The sequence below is a fragment of the Paenibacillus xylanexedens genome, from assembly GCF_017874615.1.
In the GTDB taxonomy this organism is placed as follows: Bacteria; Bacillota; Bacilli; order Paenibacillales; family Paenibacillaceae; genus Paenibacillus; species Paenibacillus xylanexedens.
On the sequence record NZ_JAGIKV010000014.1, the window covers coordinates 93431 to 108692 of the forward strand.

15 protein-coding genes and 2 pseudogenes are annotated in these 15262 nt (G+C 44.1%); 3 read left to right on the forward strand and 14 right to left on the reverse strand.

Annotated features, from left to right (window positions below; genetic code table 11):
- Nucleotides 1-7: 7 nt before the first annotated feature.
- Nucleotides 8-1660, reverse strand: a complete 1653-nt coding sequence (locus J2Z28_RS18785) for an extracellular solute-binding protein (protein WP_244988406.1) — start codon at nt 1658-1660, stop codon at nt 8-10.
- A 198-nt stretch (nt 1661-1858) separates the two neighbouring features.
- Between J2Z28_RS18785 and J2Z28_RS18790 the strand changes: the two genes are divergently transcribed.
- Nucleotides 1859-2116: a GlsB/YeaQ/YmgE family stress response membrane protein gene (locus J2Z28_RS18790; RefSeq protein WP_036613911.1), complete on the forward strand. Its 258-nt coding sequence runs from the start codon at nt 1859-1861 to the stop codon at nt 2114-2116.
- Nucleotides 2117-2275: 159 nt separating this feature from the next.
- Here J2Z28_RS18790 and J2Z28_RS18795 read toward each other — a convergent pair whose 3' ends face one another.
- Nucleotides 2276-3067, reverse strand: coding sequence for an SDR family oxidoreductase (locus J2Z28_RS18795; RefSeq protein ID WP_211083646.1), 792 nt, complete (start codon nt 3065-3067; stop codon nt 2276-2278).
- A 469-nt stretch (nt 3068-3536) separates the two neighbouring features.
- Here J2Z28_RS18795 and J2Z28_RS18800 point away from each other — a divergent pair.
- Nucleotides 3537-3758 (forward strand): annotated as a pseudogene (locus tag J2Z28_RS18800) (amidohydrolase family protein); the annotation flags it as partial.
- A 71-nt stretch (nt 3759-3829) separates the two neighbouring features.
- On the opposite strand, the gene J2Z28_RS18805 reads toward J2Z28_RS18800, so the two are convergent.
- From J2Z28_RS18805 to J2Z28_RS18830, 6 genes are read right to left on the reverse strand one after another with little or no spacing between them, the layout of a single operon-like run.
- Entirely contained in the window at nt 3830-4249 is a 420-nt protein-coding gene (locus J2Z28_RS18805) for an ester cyclase (protein WP_211083648.1), read from the reverse strand.
- A gap of 41 nt (nt 4250-4290) precedes the next feature.
- Entirely contained in the window at nt 4291-5289 is a 999-nt protein-coding gene (locus tag J2Z28_RS18810; protein ID WP_211083650.1) for a zinc-binding alcohol dehydrogenase family protein, read from the reverse strand.
- Between the two features lie 3 nt (nt 5290-5292).
- The gene (locus J2Z28_RS18815) at nt 5293-5919 is read right to left on the reverse strand and encodes an ABC transporter permease (protein ID WP_211083651.1); all 627 of its coding nucleotides are present in this window, start codon (nt 5917-5919) and stop codon (nt 5293-5295) included.
- Nucleotides 5916-6686 carry an ABC transporter ATP-binding protein gene (locus J2Z28_RS18820; RefSeq protein ID WP_211083653.1) on the reverse strand — a complete coding sequence of 257 codons (771 nt, stop codon included), beginning with the start codon at nt 6684-6686 and terminating at the stop codon, nt 5916-5918. The genes J2Z28_RS18815 and J2Z28_RS18820 overlap by 4 nt, the downstream gene beginning before the upstream one ends.
- 13 nt (nt 6687-6699) lie before the next feature.
- Nucleotides 6700-7605: a glycine betaine ABC transporter substrate-binding protein gene (locus tag J2Z28_RS18825; RefSeq protein ID WP_342357522.1), complete on the reverse strand. Its 906-nt coding sequence runs from the start codon at nt 7603-7605 to the stop codon at nt 6700-6702.
- Between the two features lie 11 nt (nt 7606-7616).
- Nucleotides 7617-8273 (reverse strand): ABC transporter permease, encoded by a 657-nt coding sequence (locus J2Z28_RS18830; protein ID WP_211083655.1) that lies wholly within the window; start codon nt 8271-8273, stop codon nt 7617-7619.
- Between the two features lie 137 nt (nt 8274-8410).
- Between J2Z28_RS18830 and J2Z28_RS18835 the strand changes: the two genes are divergently transcribed.
- Nucleotides 8411-8767, forward strand: a complete 357-nt coding sequence (locus J2Z28_RS18835) for a winged helix-turn-helix transcriptional regulator (RefSeq protein WP_036673628.1) — start codon at nt 8411-8413, stop codon at nt 8765-8767.
- Between the two features lie 197 nt (nt 8768-8964).
- On the opposite strand, the gene J2Z28_RS18840 is transcribed toward J2Z28_RS18835, so the two are convergent.
- The 6 genes and pseudogenes from J2Z28_RS18840 to J2Z28_RS31835 all read right to left on the reverse strand — a co-directional run.
- Nucleotides 8965-9798 carry an SPL family radical SAM protein gene (locus J2Z28_RS18840; protein WP_211083657.1) on the reverse strand — a complete coding sequence of 278 codons (834 nt, stop codon included), beginning with the start codon at nt 9796-9798 and terminating at the stop codon, nt 8965-8967.
- Between the two features lie 634 nt (nt 9799-10432).
- Nucleotides 10433-10960 carry an antiterminator LoaP gene (loaP, locus tag J2Z28_RS18845; RefSeq protein ID WP_211083659.1) on the reverse strand — a complete coding sequence of 176 codons (528 nt, stop codon included), beginning with the start codon at nt 10958-10960 and terminating at the stop codon, nt 10433-10435.
- A 145-nt stretch (nt 10961-11105) separates the two neighbouring features.
- Nucleotides 11106-12305 carry a cytochrome P450 gene (locus J2Z28_RS18850; protein WP_211083661.1) on the reverse strand — a complete coding sequence of 400 codons (1200 nt, stop codon included), beginning with the start codon at nt 12303-12305 and terminating at the stop codon, nt 11106-11108.
- 53 nt (nt 12306-12358) lie between these two features.
- Nucleotides 12359-12874 (reverse strand): isoprenylcysteine carboxylmethyltransferase family protein, encoded by a 516-nt coding sequence (locus J2Z28_RS18855; RefSeq protein WP_211083662.1) that lies wholly within the window; start codon nt 12872-12874, stop codon nt 12359-12361.
- 103 nt (nt 12875-12977) lie between these two features.
- Entirely contained in the window at nt 12978-13346 is a 369-nt protein-coding gene (locus J2Z28_RS31830) for a phosphopantetheine-binding protein (RefSeq protein WP_425325414.1), read from the reverse strand.
- A gap of 309 nt (nt 13347-13655) precedes the next feature.
- Nucleotides 13656-15254 (reverse strand): annotated as a pseudogene (locus J2Z28_RS31835) (type I polyketide synthase); the annotation flags it as partial.
- Nucleotides 15255-15262 lie beyond the last annotated feature (8 nt).

The window sequence follows — 15262 nt, forward strand, 5'->3', positions numbered from 1 at the left end:
GGAATGGTTATCTGGCTATCTTGGCTTTCCGCAGTTCCAGTTCAGCTTGGCGATATTCCATCACCTGGTTAAAGCCGTAGTTCACACGACGTATCAGAAAATTCTCAAAAATTTTGTCAAAGGCAGCTTCATCCTTCGCTGTAAGCAGTTCTGGCAGCACTTCTTCCCAATTCTGAGAAATACGTGACCAGGCTAACGCGATATCGGAATCCCCTATAGGATCTAGGCCCTTATAGATGCCGCTTTCCAGGTCGGCCTGTTGGTTGGCGAACTCCTCCATTTGCTTAATGGATGTGGCATTCTCTGGTCTCCACTTGTTAACGAAAGCAGGGTTTCGCAGCATCCAGTAGGTATCCATAATGCCATATTCCTTTTCCAGCCGCTCCCTATCCGTGTCATGCAACTGAACCATTGCCGCCGTCAACTGCGGTTTGCCGTTCTTCATCGCCCAGGTTTCACCTTCTTTGCCCAAAAATAAATCCCTTTGGCCTTCTTCGCTGGCCAGATAGGTTAAAAATCGGATGGCCCGTTCAGGGTTTTTCGTGGATTTGCTAATCATCGTAACCATCCAGCCATCCATGCTGCCGGGAAACAGTTTGGCGGATTCCCCCCTGCTACTCCGGGGTCCATCTACAGCAATATAGTATGAACTCTGATTCGTAAGGACTTCCAATTTCGAATTGAGGTCCGATATGTCTGTCCATTCCCGAATCATCATAAAATATTGGGCATGGTTGGTTTTTTCCTGCACCTGTGCACTGGAGTCGACCAGAAAATCAACATTAATCAGGCCTTGCTCGTAAGCGATACGAAATGTTTTCAGCCACTCAATATAATCCGGATCTGTCATTCGGTCGTATACTTTACCGTTCTGTTCATGGGGGATCGCAAGCAGATTTTGCAAATATTCGGTCATCCCATAGGATGCATTCCCCTGTGCCCAGAACGGACTGATTAGCTGGCCTTTATAAACAGAATATTGATTCTTCAGCAATTGCAATGCATTTAAAAAACCTTTTGGTGTGGTAAGGTCCGGTTTGTCCATCGACTCATACAGATCTTTACGTACGAGAAAGGTTTGGTTCGCTCCCGTCAAGCCGGTTGAACGCATCTGTTCGGGACTGTACGCATCATTGGGAATGACATAGGTATGGCCGTCTTCCTGCCGATACCATTGTAGAGCACCATCACCTGCTACCTTGTAAAAGTAAGGATCATACTGGTCGGCTAGCTCATCCAGGGCATAGACGAGATTACTCTCCCGAAGTTTGTTAACCGCACTCTCCCAGGAGCCGATGGTTATCAGATCCGGCAGACTACCAGTCGTCAACATACGTGATAACATCTCGCTTGGTTCACCAGTTGATACTTCAAATTCGATATTGACCCCTGTTTTTTGGGTGACATATTTGGAAGTCAGGCTCTCACCCCAAGTGTGCCCGTACCATTCGGCTCCAACGAACCACGTTAGATTCACGGGGGTGGTATCCAGCTTCCATGACGGTTCTTCCAGATTCAGATTAAGGCTCTGTATCTGCCCCGTGAAGTCAACCTTTCTCGAAGCACCCTTATCTTCCGCTTGCTCTGACTCAGAACAAGCAGTCAAGCCTGACATCATAAACATCATCAACAAGGCTGTAATAAAAGGACTTCGAAACATAAACACCTGAGCGCCTCCTTTCTATACTGGCCATCTCCATCCCCATCTGCACCAGCATTCATACTAGTGGTGGTACAACCGATTTTACTACCCTTGGATTAAAATGGAAATGGTTTAGTGGTCGATTCGCAGATGATCCGCAACATTCCCCCTAACGAAACATAACTTGTAATAAATCAATGGAAGGGAGACCAATTCGTGTATTTAATCTGGATACTTATTGTCGGTGGGCTAATTGGCTGGTTAAGTGGAAATCTGATTGGACGGGACGTGCCGGGAGGCGTACTTGGCAATATCATTGCTGGCTTTGTTGGATCGTGGTTAGGGTATGAACTGTTGGGACCGAGGGGGCCGGTGGTGGGTGGATTTCATATCATACCCGCGATCGTTGGGTCGATCATTGCTCTCTTGATTTTCTATGCTCTGGCGCGCGCTGGAGCGTTTCGAAGACGTTAAAAGGCGGAGACGACAAGTTTTACCCAATTGATTGGGTATTGACGTAAAACTTCTTTCGCCACCTTTGCATCATCTTCTTCACAAAGCATAGTTTCCACCCGGTAGTCGAATAAAGCCGCCGATCCTGTTGATCGGCGGCCTCCTTTGGTTTTATGGAAATTAGAAACCACCTCTAGAATGAATGATTTGTCCGGTGATCCATTGGGAATCGTCGCTTGCCAGAAAAGCAATCAGACGGGATACATCTTCAGGAAGACCGATCCTGCCCATCGGAAATCCCGGTAGCAAAGCTTTTTTCACTTCTTCTGACATCCAACCCGTATCGGTAGGACCGGGATCAACCGCATTCACAGTAATGTGAAACGGAGCCAGTTCAGCAGATAGACATTCGGTATAGGTGGAGACAGCGCCTTTTGTTGCGGCATAAGCGAGATTGCCAGGCATCGGCCCCTTACCTTGACCGGACGTGAGGTTGATGATCCGGCCGCCACAAAGGTCCTGATGGACGGCCAGTTCAACCTCCAGCATACGCGCAAATTCGGCCGATAGCATGAATGTACCTCGAATGTTCATGGCACAGTGCGCATCGATCAATGATGCATTTAATTGACGGAAATCAGCTGCTACACTGTAGGTAGCGTTGTTGACGAGAATGGTCGGCAGCCCGAGAGCCGATCGGCATGCATCAAGCAGTTGCGCTGGAGAATTGGGATCGGTAAGATCGACCTCCATATGCGCTGCCTTAACGCCATAGGAGCGAAGTTCTTCGGCAAAGAGATCCGGCCAGTTTTTTTCAGCATCCCCCGGATTCTCTGTTTTATCGTAATCGTACAGATGGGTATAGAACACATTAGCGCCTTCTTGTGCCAACGTGCGGCAGACAGCGGTTCCAATACCTCCGGGGCGGCTTGTGCCTGTCACAATAGCGGTTTTTCCGTATAGTTTGGTCATTTTATTACCTCCGTTTAATAAGGGAGGGAGAAAACCATTTTTCATTGGAGATGGAATTATCCTAGGTATAACAAAAAGCGGATACATCAAGTATCCGCGCCCGGGTTTGATTCAAACGGTTCCTCGCGTCCCTTGAATGATTGCAGATCGGCATCACAAACGAGGCGTGTGGTTATAACCAAAACACCAAGTCGAGCAATCCAGTTTAGATAATCATTACAAGGAAGTCCACATTGTCCGGCGAGTCCCCTTTCCTACATCTCCACTTCAAATATTACGAGTCAGACTCAATTACTGTCAAGATAAATACATGGGATTACATTTCCTGTGAAAATACCTCCTAGCGTTGAAGCTGGTCTCTTGATCATAATCCATCCTTTAGTCTGTTAATCGCTCAAAAGAGACTCACTTCTACACTTAGATGTTTATCTAATCAGAAATGGGAACATGATCTTGTCACACGCCACCAGTTACACCATGCTTGGTGTTAAATTCATCGATTATTGGTAATCCGGCATCGGAATCGGCTAATGATCCACGCAATATGGAGAACAGCTTTAAGAATGTAATGGATCTTCACCGTGCCGGAGTTGATATTCTTGTAGGGACGGATGTCGCACCGGTTCACGTTCCGAACCTTGGTGGCCTTGCTCATGGGGCCAGTGTTCACCACGAAATGCAGCTGCTGGTGTTAAATATTCTAAATAGTTCATAATTAACGGGTTTTTGTTGCCATGCCACATTCAATTTATAGTGGCTTAATTATGCTTTTGGAATTGCCCCTATTTGTTGAAGCAAGCCAAGCATATCGGGTTGACCATACTCTTCAATAATTTGACCATTAGAGATCCGATAAAAATTCATTGCATTTACTTCGATTTTTTTGCTCGTTGGTGGAAACCCGAGAAACTCTCCGTCTTGTGTGCCCTTCATGACAAAATGAGCTGCTACTAGATCCTCTTCTGCTACCAGCTCCTTAACAGTCCATTGTATATCGGAAAAACCAGATCTCATCATATGAATTATGGAGAGATAACCACTTGGACCATTCATTGGTTCTTTTTGCATAGGTACATAAAAAACAGCATCTGGAGAAATCAATTCTTCAGCAAGTTCTTTGCTTGCCGTATTAATGAAGTTCGTGAAACGATACATCAATTGTTTGTTTTCTGTAATCGTCATATTTAAACCCCTTTCTATTTTCGTAAGCTATTATTTTATCTTTAGGTTGCAGAGAAGTTATCATTCGTCTCTACAATGTCATTGGATATAACGATCTTACCGTTTGCGGTGTTACTTTCCATTAAAAGATGTGCTTTTCCAATCTCCTCGAGTGTAAAGACTCGGGCAATAGGTGGGACTATACCATGTTTTTGGATATGCTCAAATAAAGAGATCAGTGTACTTTCTTTGATAACTTCACTGGTGAACGCTGTAAAATACACACCTGTGGGTATATCCACTAAAGGTTCAAAGGCATCAAGAGTCCATTCATTTCCTAATATTCCTGACATGCAACATATCCCTCGTTCTGAGATGAATTGCAAGGACTCCTTTACAGTCGTTGTACCAACCAACTCTAGAACCTTGTTCACCCCATTTGGAGCAATAGCATACACCTGTTCTCTCAAATGCTCATTATCGAGCAGTGTATAGTCTGCTCCAGCTTGTTGGAGAAGTGCAAATTTCTCTTTGTCTCGAGTCGTTGATATAACTGTTGCTCCTATACTCTTAGCTAGCTGAAGTGCTGCTAAACCTACGGAACTTGTCCCACCACGAATAAGTAGCATCTCTCCTGAAGTCAATTGAAGACCTTCAAATAAGGATGCATACGCGGTATAATACATTTCCGGTATCGCTGCAAGTTCAGTCCATTTCATATCGCTAGGAATAGGATACACTTGGTCCGAAGGTATAAGTGCATATTCAGCATAACTTCCGTCAAATGCACGGCCTAACCCTCCCATTAATGAAGCGACAGTCGTTCCCTTTACAAATGTGCTATCTGAAGGGTCTTCAATCTCCCCTACGCATTCGATCCCAATAATACGCGGTAATTGAACGGATGGTGAATGCCCCTGTCTAGTAAACATTTCGGAGCGATTTATTCCAAACGCCCTGATTTTTACAAGTACCCACCCAGGTTTGACTGTAGGGATAGGTACTTCTGTTATCTGTAGTTCTTGTGGGGTACAGACCCTTTCCAATATAACTGCCTTCATTATTTATCTCCCCGATCTCCAATGTATTCGTTTCTCCAACAGCATGAATATTGCGTTCGTCACAATGGCAAGTCCTGCGGACAATAAGCCCCCCCACAAAATCTTATCGATATTCATGGTCCGTAATCCATCATTTAATATCGTACCTAGCCCTCCTGCATTAATGAAGGCAGCGATGGTTGCCATGCTAATGGTTGTTACAGAAGCAAGTCGAAGGCCAGTAAACAGAGGCTTGATTGCCAAGGGTACTTGGACTTGAAGTAAGATCTGAAATCGGCTCATACCTACCCCTGTAGCAGCTTCAATAACAGATGGTTCAACATGATTCAAAGCTGCAATGAACTGACGTAGAAGGATATACTGGTTATAGGCAATGAGCACGGTAATGGCTGTCGTTTTCCCCAATCCAGTCACAGGGATCATGATTGCAAACAAAGCCAAGCTCGGAATGGAATACAAGATTGAAAACAAGTAAATGAGTGATCTAGATATCTTATCAGAGGCCAGAGCTAAGATGGTTAAGACGATTGCAATGATCACAGAGAGCAGCATGGTCAAAATGAGGATCTCCACATGCTCCAATAATGCATTTACCAACTTATCCGGATGTTTAATAGCATAGTCGATCATGTTAAGTTCCCCCAGAAGCGTTCTTGCTCCTTCGAAGATTGAATGAGTGAGTACACAAAATCATCTGCAGGATGAGTTACAATTTCTCTTGGGGTATCAAACTGACAAACCTTACCCTGATTCATAATCATAACCCTGGTTCCCAGCTTGAATGCTTCATTAATATCATGAGTCACGAACAAAAAGGTTTTTTTCATTCCCCCATGAATCTTTAAGAGTTCATCCTGGAGATTTAAGCGCGTAATGGCATCCAAGGCCCCAAACGGTTCATCCAGCAGCATAATATTGGGATCGGTTGCTAATGCTCGCGCAAGACCGATTCTCTGTTGCTGTCCTCCGGACAATTGTGAAGGATAACGTCGTTTGAAATTCTCTGAATCTAATCCAACCAAAGCTAACAATTCTTGTACCCGCTCTTCGATTTTCTTTTTGTCCCATTTCAAAAGACGAGGAACGGTAGCAATATTTTGTTCAATATTGATGTGGGGGAACAAGCCTACTTGCTGTATAACATAGCCAATTTTTCTTCTAAGTTTTACAGGATCAACTCGAGCGATATCCTCGCCAAATATTTTAATAATCCCGTGGGAAGGATCGTTAAGCCGATTCACCATCTTCAATAAAGTTGTCTTTCCTGATCCAGAGGAGCCGAGGATGGTAATAAACTCCCCTTCACTTATCGACAAGTTCACATGATCAACTGCATATTCATTGGAATCTGAATATGTTTTGCTCACATCATGGAATTCGATTGCTGTCGGATTCATGTTAACGCCATCCTTATTTAATGGAATCATAAAATTCTTTTGCCACATCTTCATATTCTTCTTTGTCTACGTCCACTTTTGCGTTTAGTGCGGTTACGGTGTCTGTATCCAATACCGAACTAACCTTGTTGATCACTTCAGCGATGCCGGGGTCCGTTGAGAGCACATTATCACGGATAACAGGCGCCAAGTTATAAGGCGGGCATACTTGTTTGTCATCTTCCAATAGGGTGAACTCGTCTTTGTTCACCAACTGACCTTCAGTGGTATATGCGGGCGCAACATCAGCCTCGTTGTTTCTAAGCACTTCATATTTCAAACTGTTATCATATACTTTGGATGATTTCCAATTGAGCTTGCCGTACACTTTCTCTAAAGCTGGAATACCGTCAGCGCGCTGGTCAACCTCTCCTTGGGAAGCAAATCGAATCTCACCGGCATGTTTTTGCAAGTCGGTAATGGTCTTGATCCCTAATTTTTGTGATACTTCCGTTCGAATAACGAGACCCGCTCCATCATTTGCTTTTGAATAATCGAGCCATGAGATATTGAATTGCTTTTTGTACTCTTCCTTAACTGTTGTATACACTTCATCCGGATCTGTCATCAAATCCATCTTCAAAACGGCCAACAAACCCGTACCTGTGTACTCTGGGTACATATCGATATCGTTATTAACTATCGATGAATGAATGATGGAACCCGCAATATTGGGAACTCGCTCTACCTGGTACCCCGCACTCTCCAAAGCCAAAGCATATAGCTCCCCGACAATTAAATTCTCAGTGAAGTCTTTTGAACCAATTCGTATTGTCGATCCATTATTATTCGTTTTATTACCACATGCGCTCAAAATTATGGACAAAACAAGTGTGATTGAAATGGTTAAAAGCAATTTTTTCATTATGTTCTTTTTCATTTGTGTGGACCCTACCTTTGCAAGAATTTATGTCTAAACAATACACGTTCAGACAGATCTAAAATGAAGCCTATCCCAATAGCCAGAATCGCTACTGAGATACCACCAATTAAAAGTAAATCCGTTCGATTGAGTCCTAAACCGGTAAAAATGATCTCTCCTAATCCACCAGCTCCAATTTTGGCAGCCAAAGTAGCGCTGGCGATAATTTCAATCGCAGCGGTTTTAATCCCTGTCAAAATCAATGGTCCAGCCACTGGAAATTGGATTTTCCATCTGATTTGTCGTTCAGACATCCCTATACCTTGTGCAGATTCAAGTAAAGACATGGACACACTTTGTAACCCGGATACTGTATTCATTAAGATAGGAGGGATTCCTAAAATAATGAGAGCGACGAGGGCTGGCCTAATTCCAGTACCCATGATAGGAAGCAACAGAAGTAAGATCGCTAGGCTGGGAACAATTCGTAATGTTTGAAATAACGAAAGGATCCATTTTTCGGAACGACCGTATTTAGTTGATAAGGTACCTAATGTAACTCCGATAAGTGTAGAACCCATCAATGCCAATAAACTGATCTCTAAATGCTGTCTCCAAGAATTCAAGAACGTTAACATATGATTCGAAAAATAGTCACTCAGTTGCATCCATAAACTTTCTTGCAAACCCCCTCCTCCTTTCATTCATTTTCATTTGCTTTTTTTATCGACAGAACTATAATATAAGCAATGTAGTGGTTTTGAAAGTAGGCACCTTTTTGTTGTATAGGAACCTAATAGTAACTATTGGAGGCGATAATGTAGTGATTCCAAAAAAAGATTTGCCGTTGTGTCCCGTGGCAACGACAGTTGGCTTGATAGGTAACAAGTGGAAGTTATTGGTTATGAGGGATCTTTTGAAGGGAACTCAACGATTCGGAGAACTTCGTAAAAGTATCCCGGAGATCAGTCAAAAGGTTCTCACTGAAAATTTACGTTCAATGGAAGAGGATGGAATTGTCATTCGTACTGTTTTTGCAGAAGTCCCTCCGAGAGTCGAATACAGCTTAAGTGATTTAGGAAATTCACTGAAGCCAATTATATTCTCAATGGAAACATGGGGACTCGGGTACCAGAAACTCAATGATGAACTTCCAAACGATATTCATCAGAGTGAATGATGTCAAATTGTTACTCCACGGTCATTTCAAAATAGAATAAATTCCTCTAAATCTTCAAGTTAAGTCAATGGAGGACTCATGCGTCCTCCATTTGATTTGTAAGAGAAAGTTGATCTTCGAACACCAGTTTCTTCAATATTTCTATTGCATGAAGAAAAAACGGGCAAGATCCTCATTAAATGAATGGCTATTTAAAATCAAAATGGATATGCACTGTTTTTGGATACATGAATAATTTCAGATGGAAACCTTGCCTTAAAATATTTTTCGACTTTCAGATGAATTCTTTTCTCGTACCATTTCTCCCAGCCGTTCGCCTCAAATAATTGTGGCATCCCTAACCGCTTAGATCTCATCCCCATTTGACCATCACCAATCAATAGCGTATCAATCCAAATTCGATCAGTTATGCCTTGTAACATGTTAGCGAAATTAGGTGAAAAAGGTAGCACAGGGGAAATAGATACTTGTGTATGTATCCCTGCATCATTTATCTTTTTCAAGGCTTTAACTCGTAAATCTATTCCAGGAGCATAGGGCGAAAAAATTCGTTTCACGTCTTCGCGATCTGTCTCGATTGTCATTGAAACCATAATTCTACATTTTTCCTTTAATTTCAGCAGTATATCAAGGTCTCTGGCAACCAGCGGGCTTCTAGTTTGAATTTGAAGTGAATCTGGTGGGTTTTTATCCATTTCTTCCAATAGGCTTCTTGTAATGTTTGCCTTCTGCTCTACAGGTTGATAAGGATCTGTGGCTGATGACATGAATATACTTATGGGTTTATTTTTACGTCTTAGAAGAGAGACTTCCCTTAGATAGTTTTCTGCTGCATTTTTTTTAACATCCACCCACGATCCCCAAGGAATATCCTTAAACTTTTGAATAGGCATCTCCCTGACGTAACAGTATTCGCAAGCAAATGCACAACCCGTATAGGGATTTAGTGAATGAGTAAAACCAATATCTAGATAACCTTTTACTTCACTTAATATTTTCTTAGACACAATGTCTTTGATTTCAATTGGCATGACGCCACCTTCCCCCTCAACTCTTTTTTGAATCTCTACTTTAATCAGTCCATTGTTTGATCATACTATTCATATTTTCTGCAACTCCTTCGGGATAATCTTGTACGAAAAAACGATTGCTACGTAAGTTCGGATCCATTTCACCCCCGCAGACACGACATTTCGGAACAAGATGTGTTGAAATTGCACAATCTACAGTCTCTTGCAGTGTTGACTTCATTAATACGTTGTAAATAACTTTTGTTCATTACATACGCCCCTGTTTTAACCGCCTTTCGTTTTATCTTAAAATTTCTCATGATACTTGAAAAGTAGGCACCTTTTTATTAGATAGGAACCAGAATGTAACTATTGGGTGTTTTGTTGTATTGGTAACTTTCCGCGTTTTAAAAATAGTTGTTTTAACGGATTCGGCTCAATACAACGCGTTGGTTTATCTGCCCGGGTTTATCTCTTCTCAAGTCATTTGGTTCAAGAAATGTGAAACCATCCTTCCAATGCTGCCTATTCAAGTATTAACTACGTATGCTTGTCAATAAATCAAAAAACCCGTTGATCATGTATCAGATCAACGGGTTTCAAAATATACTTTACATATGCCTCAACTGTTTATTGTAACGCTCATCCAGTTAACTCAAGCAAGTGAGACATTGACGCCAACATCGATCAATTTGACCTCGTTCAGCAACTGCACCTCAATTTTGGCCCTTGACTTGCGTTTATCAATTTTCCGTATCATCGCTTCTTTGCCGAGCAGTGGTCCAGACGTTACTTTGATTTGGTTTCCACCGAGAATGATATCTGAGTATCCCATTGTTCCGTTGTCACCGCATAGCTGGATGAGCCAGTCCATCTGTTCTTTGGGAATCGGAGTGAAAAAATTGGCAGCCTGATCATGCTTGTGAATGCCGCCATTGACCATATACAAAATATATGGCGTTTTTTTGATGTTGTAATATAAATCGTGAATCTGTCCGGTTTGGATAAAAATATAGCCTGGAAACAATACTTTGGTGCAATGACGGGTCTTTCCCTGCTTTCGTTCCGGAATCATTCGTTTGGGTACTAGACAACTCAAGTGCTGTAGCGCATAAAATCGATCCATAAAAAGTTTAATTTCTTCTTCTTTCCCACTCTGTACAAAAAAGCTGTACCAGTTCATAGATTCCCCCATGATCTTTTTTATGGGCAATTTCAAACCCATTCATTATGTACTATTATAATAAATTACATTTAAGTAAATAAAAAGTGCCTAGGGTCACGGTTCACCCCAGGCACTTTTTACGTCTTTTCACCTAACAGATTGATCAGTCTTGAAGTTGAATGGATAAATTTTTCAGCCCGTATACATTGCTGGGGTTGACGTCGACTTCATATTCGGGATGCACTTGAAGCCCGGGATAGGTAGTTAGCATCGCTGTCAGCGCCGCTTTGGCTTCCATTCTGGCCAGATGGGAGCCCATGCAAAAATGTATGCCTTTACCCAGAGCCAAATGGGGGTTATTCTTTCTGCCAAGAATGAACTTATCGCCCTCTTCAAATATGTTCTCATCCCGGTTCGCCGAACCGATCCAATTGACAACATAGTCGCCGGGCTCCAGTACTTTACCGCCAATCTCTGTGCGTTTGAGCACTTTGCGAATCGCGCGCTGCAAAGGAGAACGGTAACGCAACATCTCCTCGACAGCGGATGGGATCATTTGCGGATGCTGCGCCAGTTCCTTAACCAGCTTATAATCATTGAATGTGTAGATGGAGTTGGTGATGAGACTGGTGGTGGTTTCATTTCCTGCGATAAGCAGCATGACACAGCTTGCAATCAGCGATTCGGGAGACAGCTTTTCTCCATCTTCCTCTGCCTGTGTCAGGTCGGATATGATATCATCGGCTGGATTACGCCGTTTCAGTTCAATGATGTCCTGAAAATAGGCCACAAGCTGTGTACTCGCCTGTGCCTGGAGCTGATAAATGCGCATATATTCTTCGGGCGTATTCTCCTGGGGAGCCAGCGTCAGTGTGTTTGCCCAGTCGCGGAATTGCTCGCGGTCGTTTGTAGGAACGCCGAGCAACTCGGAAATAACAATCATCGGCAGCGGGGAGGCAAAATCCTGCACCATATCTATTTCGATGCGTCCTTCGATCGATTCCATCAGCTCCTGGACAATCATATCAATTCTGGACGCCCAAGAGGACATCGCTTTTGGTGTGAATGCTTTGGCTAACAGCGCGCGGCCGATGGTGTGCTTGGGTTGATCCTGAAAAATGATCGTATCCTGAATAATCGGTGGAGCGAGCACCATATTGGAGAAGTATTCCTTATCCTCAGCAACCCGTTTGACATCCTCGTATTTGAATACACTCCAGACATCCTCTGTTTCGTTATAATGAACCGGATCTTCCTGACGCATTTTTTTGTACCATGCAAATGGCTCATATTTCTCCGCGTTGGTCTTAAAACCTGTAACCAAATTCAAATCGGGAAAACTGCTTCTTTCCTTGATATTCATGCCAATCGCTCTCCTTTATATCCATATGTGCAGAGGGGATGCAGCCCGTTTGCCTAGTACTGAGTGAACGTTTGTTTCATCACTTTTTCCTCCAGATTAATCCGGTTGAACAGTGTAATGAGATGAAGGATAAACAAAGGCACAAATACAGGCCAGGCTTGAGAAATCAGCGCAAAACCGATAAGCTCAGGAATAATGTTCAGGTAATAATTGGGATGACGCACCAGCCGGAACAGTGAGCTTTGCACCAGTTTGTGGTCTCTGGCAATGTATAGCTTGTATGTCCAAAAAGGGCTGAGTTTGCGAATAACATAGATAAGACAGCAAAGGGCAAACACATACACGACAAGACCAATTACGGTCAACACATTAAACTGCACATCGTAAATAAAGGCGTATACAATGCAGCTCAGATAAATCAGGTTTTGCAGTACAAATAACACTTTGCTGTTCAGGTTGCCATATTCGGTGCCGCCTCCTGCAACAATCTTTTTCTCGTTACGCATGGCAATAACAACCGATGGTATACGAATGAGTGAGATTACAATTAACAAAAATCCAATCCACATGGTGATCCGCTCCTTCTTCTCGCTTTTTATATTGGCAAATATCGATTACATGCATTTCCTCGCCCAGACTTTATCGCTGGAACTTTATTCAACTTGGTACTAATCAGGGAGTATCCGGTACCAGTTTCCTCTCGTGTTCTGGATGCATTGGGTTCAGGGAAAGGCTGATGACGTCCTGCAAGGTATGGCATTTATTCAGATCATTCATACCAATTTCAGAGGAAATCCGGGCCTGGAGGTGATGAAGAAGCTGAAGCGCCAGCACAGAGTCCATTCCGTAATCTTCCAGCGAACGATGCTCGTCCATGTTGTCTGGTGGGATCCCCAGCAGAGCTGCCATGATGCTTCTGATCTCACTTTCAACCGAAGGATTCGGGGCCGTTGATTCGATAGCTTCAGCTTTGGCAACGGGTACGGTTTCAATCTCTTCGTTACTTGCTTCGAATGAATCTTCCGTAACTGTATTCTTCATTCCAACCCAGTATTTCTCGGGTGTAAACGGATAGGTTGGAAGGGATATCCGCTCTGGACGATCCTCTGTATATAACAGCTCCCACTGGATCTCTACGCCTTGCACCCACAGTTCAAGCAATTTATGGTATTTGCGACGTATAATCCATTTTTGCAGCGCTTCTCCGAGTTCTTCATCCTCTCTGAATAGTGCTGCCGTCCGTTTGTGAGCAGCAGTGGAGGCGAGATGTAGCTTGTGACCTTTCGCAGATTCCGATAAACGTTGCACATGTACGGAATCATCCGAATCGGTCCACAGGTACGCTTCCTGAACATAGCCGTCCAGCAAGGATTTTAGCTCTGTAATCGATGCTGCTATGAAGCCTGCACGGTATTCCATCGCTTGTCTTCCTGTCTGAAGTGTACAGGCAATGCGGCGAAGCTGTTGAGAAGTATCCTCCTCATTGCGGAGCAGGACAGCCGACAGCTGGATCATCTGTTCCCTGAGCCGCTCCTTGCTTTTGGCCGATAGCACGATAGCAACAGGAGCCAACTCGGATTCAGAAACGGACACCTCATCATGCTGTCGTGGTGGTATATATTCCTCCAGAATAACGTGGGCATTGGAACCCCCAAAACCAAAAGAGCTCACTCCTGCCCTACGGGGCATTTCGTTGCCATTGCTGTCTTTGAGTCTCTCCCATTCCTGCTTCTGTCTGACAACATAGAACGGGCTGTTCTCAAGCTGGACATACGGACTGAGCTGCTCCGCATGCAGGCTGGGAACAAGCTTGCGGTGTTTCATCTGCAATAACACCTTAATTACTCCGGCTATGCCGGAAGCAAGCTCCAGATGACCGATATTTGTTTTGACAGAGCCGACGCCACAGTATGGGGTTGACTGTTCTGGAGTGGAAGTCTGCCCTGTGGGTGATAAGCCTGCCCTCGTCTCCTGAAATACTGTCTTGAGCGCATTGATCTCAATTGGATCACCAAGTGGTGTGCCTGTGCCATGTGCTTCAATATAATTTATAGTGGAAGGATCAATTCCCGCCCGAGCATACACGGAATTCAGCAGCGCTGTTTGTGCCTTAGGGTTGGGAGCAGTAAGTGAGCCTGCCTTTCCGCCGTGATTTTCCCCGCTACCGCGGATCAAGCCGTAAATGTGGTCATGGTCGCGCTGAGCATCACTCAATTTCTTCAGAAAAATCATTCCAACCCCTTCGCCACGGCCGTAACCGTTTGCCTCGCTTGAAAAGGTTTTGCAACGCCCGTCCGCGCTAAGCATGCCCGCTTTGGTCAGACTGATATGAGCATCCACGGACAGGATCGTATTTACACCCCCAGCTACAGCCGTCTCGCAATCCCCATTTCGAATGGCTTGAACGGCCCGATGAATGGCGACCAGGGAGCTGGAGCATGACGTTTCGACAGGCTGGCTAGGACCGTGTATGTTCAGTGTGTAACTCATCCGATTAGGGCCGACAGATGGAACAGTGGCTGTGACGGAGTATGCCTCGACCGCTTCATTCGACTGGGCCAGCATGACGTTATATCCGCTGCTGCCTGTGCCAATGAACAGTCCCATGGCCGACCCTGACAGGTCTGAGGGTGCATAACCTGCATCTTCAATCACTTTCCACACATGCATCATCAGCAAGCGCTGTTGCGGGTCCATGTGCATGGCTTCCTTGGGAGAAATGCCAAAAAACAGTGGGTCGAACTCACTGATTCCGCTCATAAATCCCGCATATTTTACGTTGGTTTTGCCTTTCTCTCTAAGCGGATCACCCATATAATCCTGCCAGCGCCAGCGTTCCTCTGGAATCTCCGAAATGCAGTCTTTGCCATCAAGCAGATTATGCCAAAATTGCTCCGCGTTATCGGCCATCGGAAACTTGGCGCTAATACCCACAATGGCTATTGGCTCGGGGGAAG

Excerpts from the sequence above, each read along its gene's own strand:
- J2Z28_RS18785 (WP_244988406.1), bottom strand. The coding sequence starts at position 1,660 with ATGTTTCGAAGTCCTTTTATTACAGCCTTGTTGATGATGTTTATGATG.
- J2Z28_RS18795 (WP_211083646.1), bottom strand. The coding sequence starts at position 3,067 with ATGACCAAACTATACGGAAAAACCGCTATTGTGACAGGCACAAGCCGC.
- J2Z28_RS18805 (WP_211083648.1), bottom strand. The coding sequence starts at position 4,249 with ATGACGATTACAGAAAACAAACAATTGATGTATCGTTTCACGAACTTC.
- J2Z28_RS18810 (WP_211083650.1), bottom strand. The coding sequence starts at position 5,289 with ATGAAGGCAGTTATATTGGAAAGGGTCTGTACCCCACAAGAACTACAG.
- J2Z28_RS18815 (WP_211083651.1), bottom strand. The coding sequence starts at position 5,919 with ATGATCGACTATGCTATTAAACATCCGGATAAGTTGGTAAATGCATTA.
- J2Z28_RS18820 (WP_211083653.1), bottom strand. The coding sequence starts at position 6,686 with ATGAATCCGACAGCAATCGAATTCCATGATGTGAGCAAAACATATTCA.
- J2Z28_RS18825 (WP_342357522.1), bottom strand. The coding sequence starts at position 7,605 with ATGAAAAAGAACATAATGAAAAAATTGCTTTTAACCATTTCAATCACA.
- J2Z28_RS18840 (WP_211083657.1), bottom strand. The coding sequence starts at position 9,798 with ATGCCAATTGAAATCAAAGACATTGTGTCTAAGAAAATATTAAGTGAA.
- loaP (WP_211083659.1), bottom strand. The coding sequence starts at position 10,960 with ATGAACTGGTACAGCTTTTTTGTACAGAGTGGGAAAGAAGAAGAAATT.
- J2Z28_RS18850 (WP_211083661.1), bottom strand. The coding sequence starts at position 12,305 with ATGAATATCAAGGAAAGAAGCAGTTTTCCCGATTTGAATTTGGTTACA.
- J2Z28_RS18855 (WP_211083662.1), bottom strand. The coding sequence starts at position 12,874 with ATGTGGATTGGATTTTTGTTAATTGTAATCTCACTCATTCGTATACCA.
- J2Z28_RS31830 (WP_425325414.1), bottom strand. The coding sequence starts at position 13,346 with ATGAAGAATACAGTTACGGAAGATTCATTCGAAGCAAGTAACGAAGAG.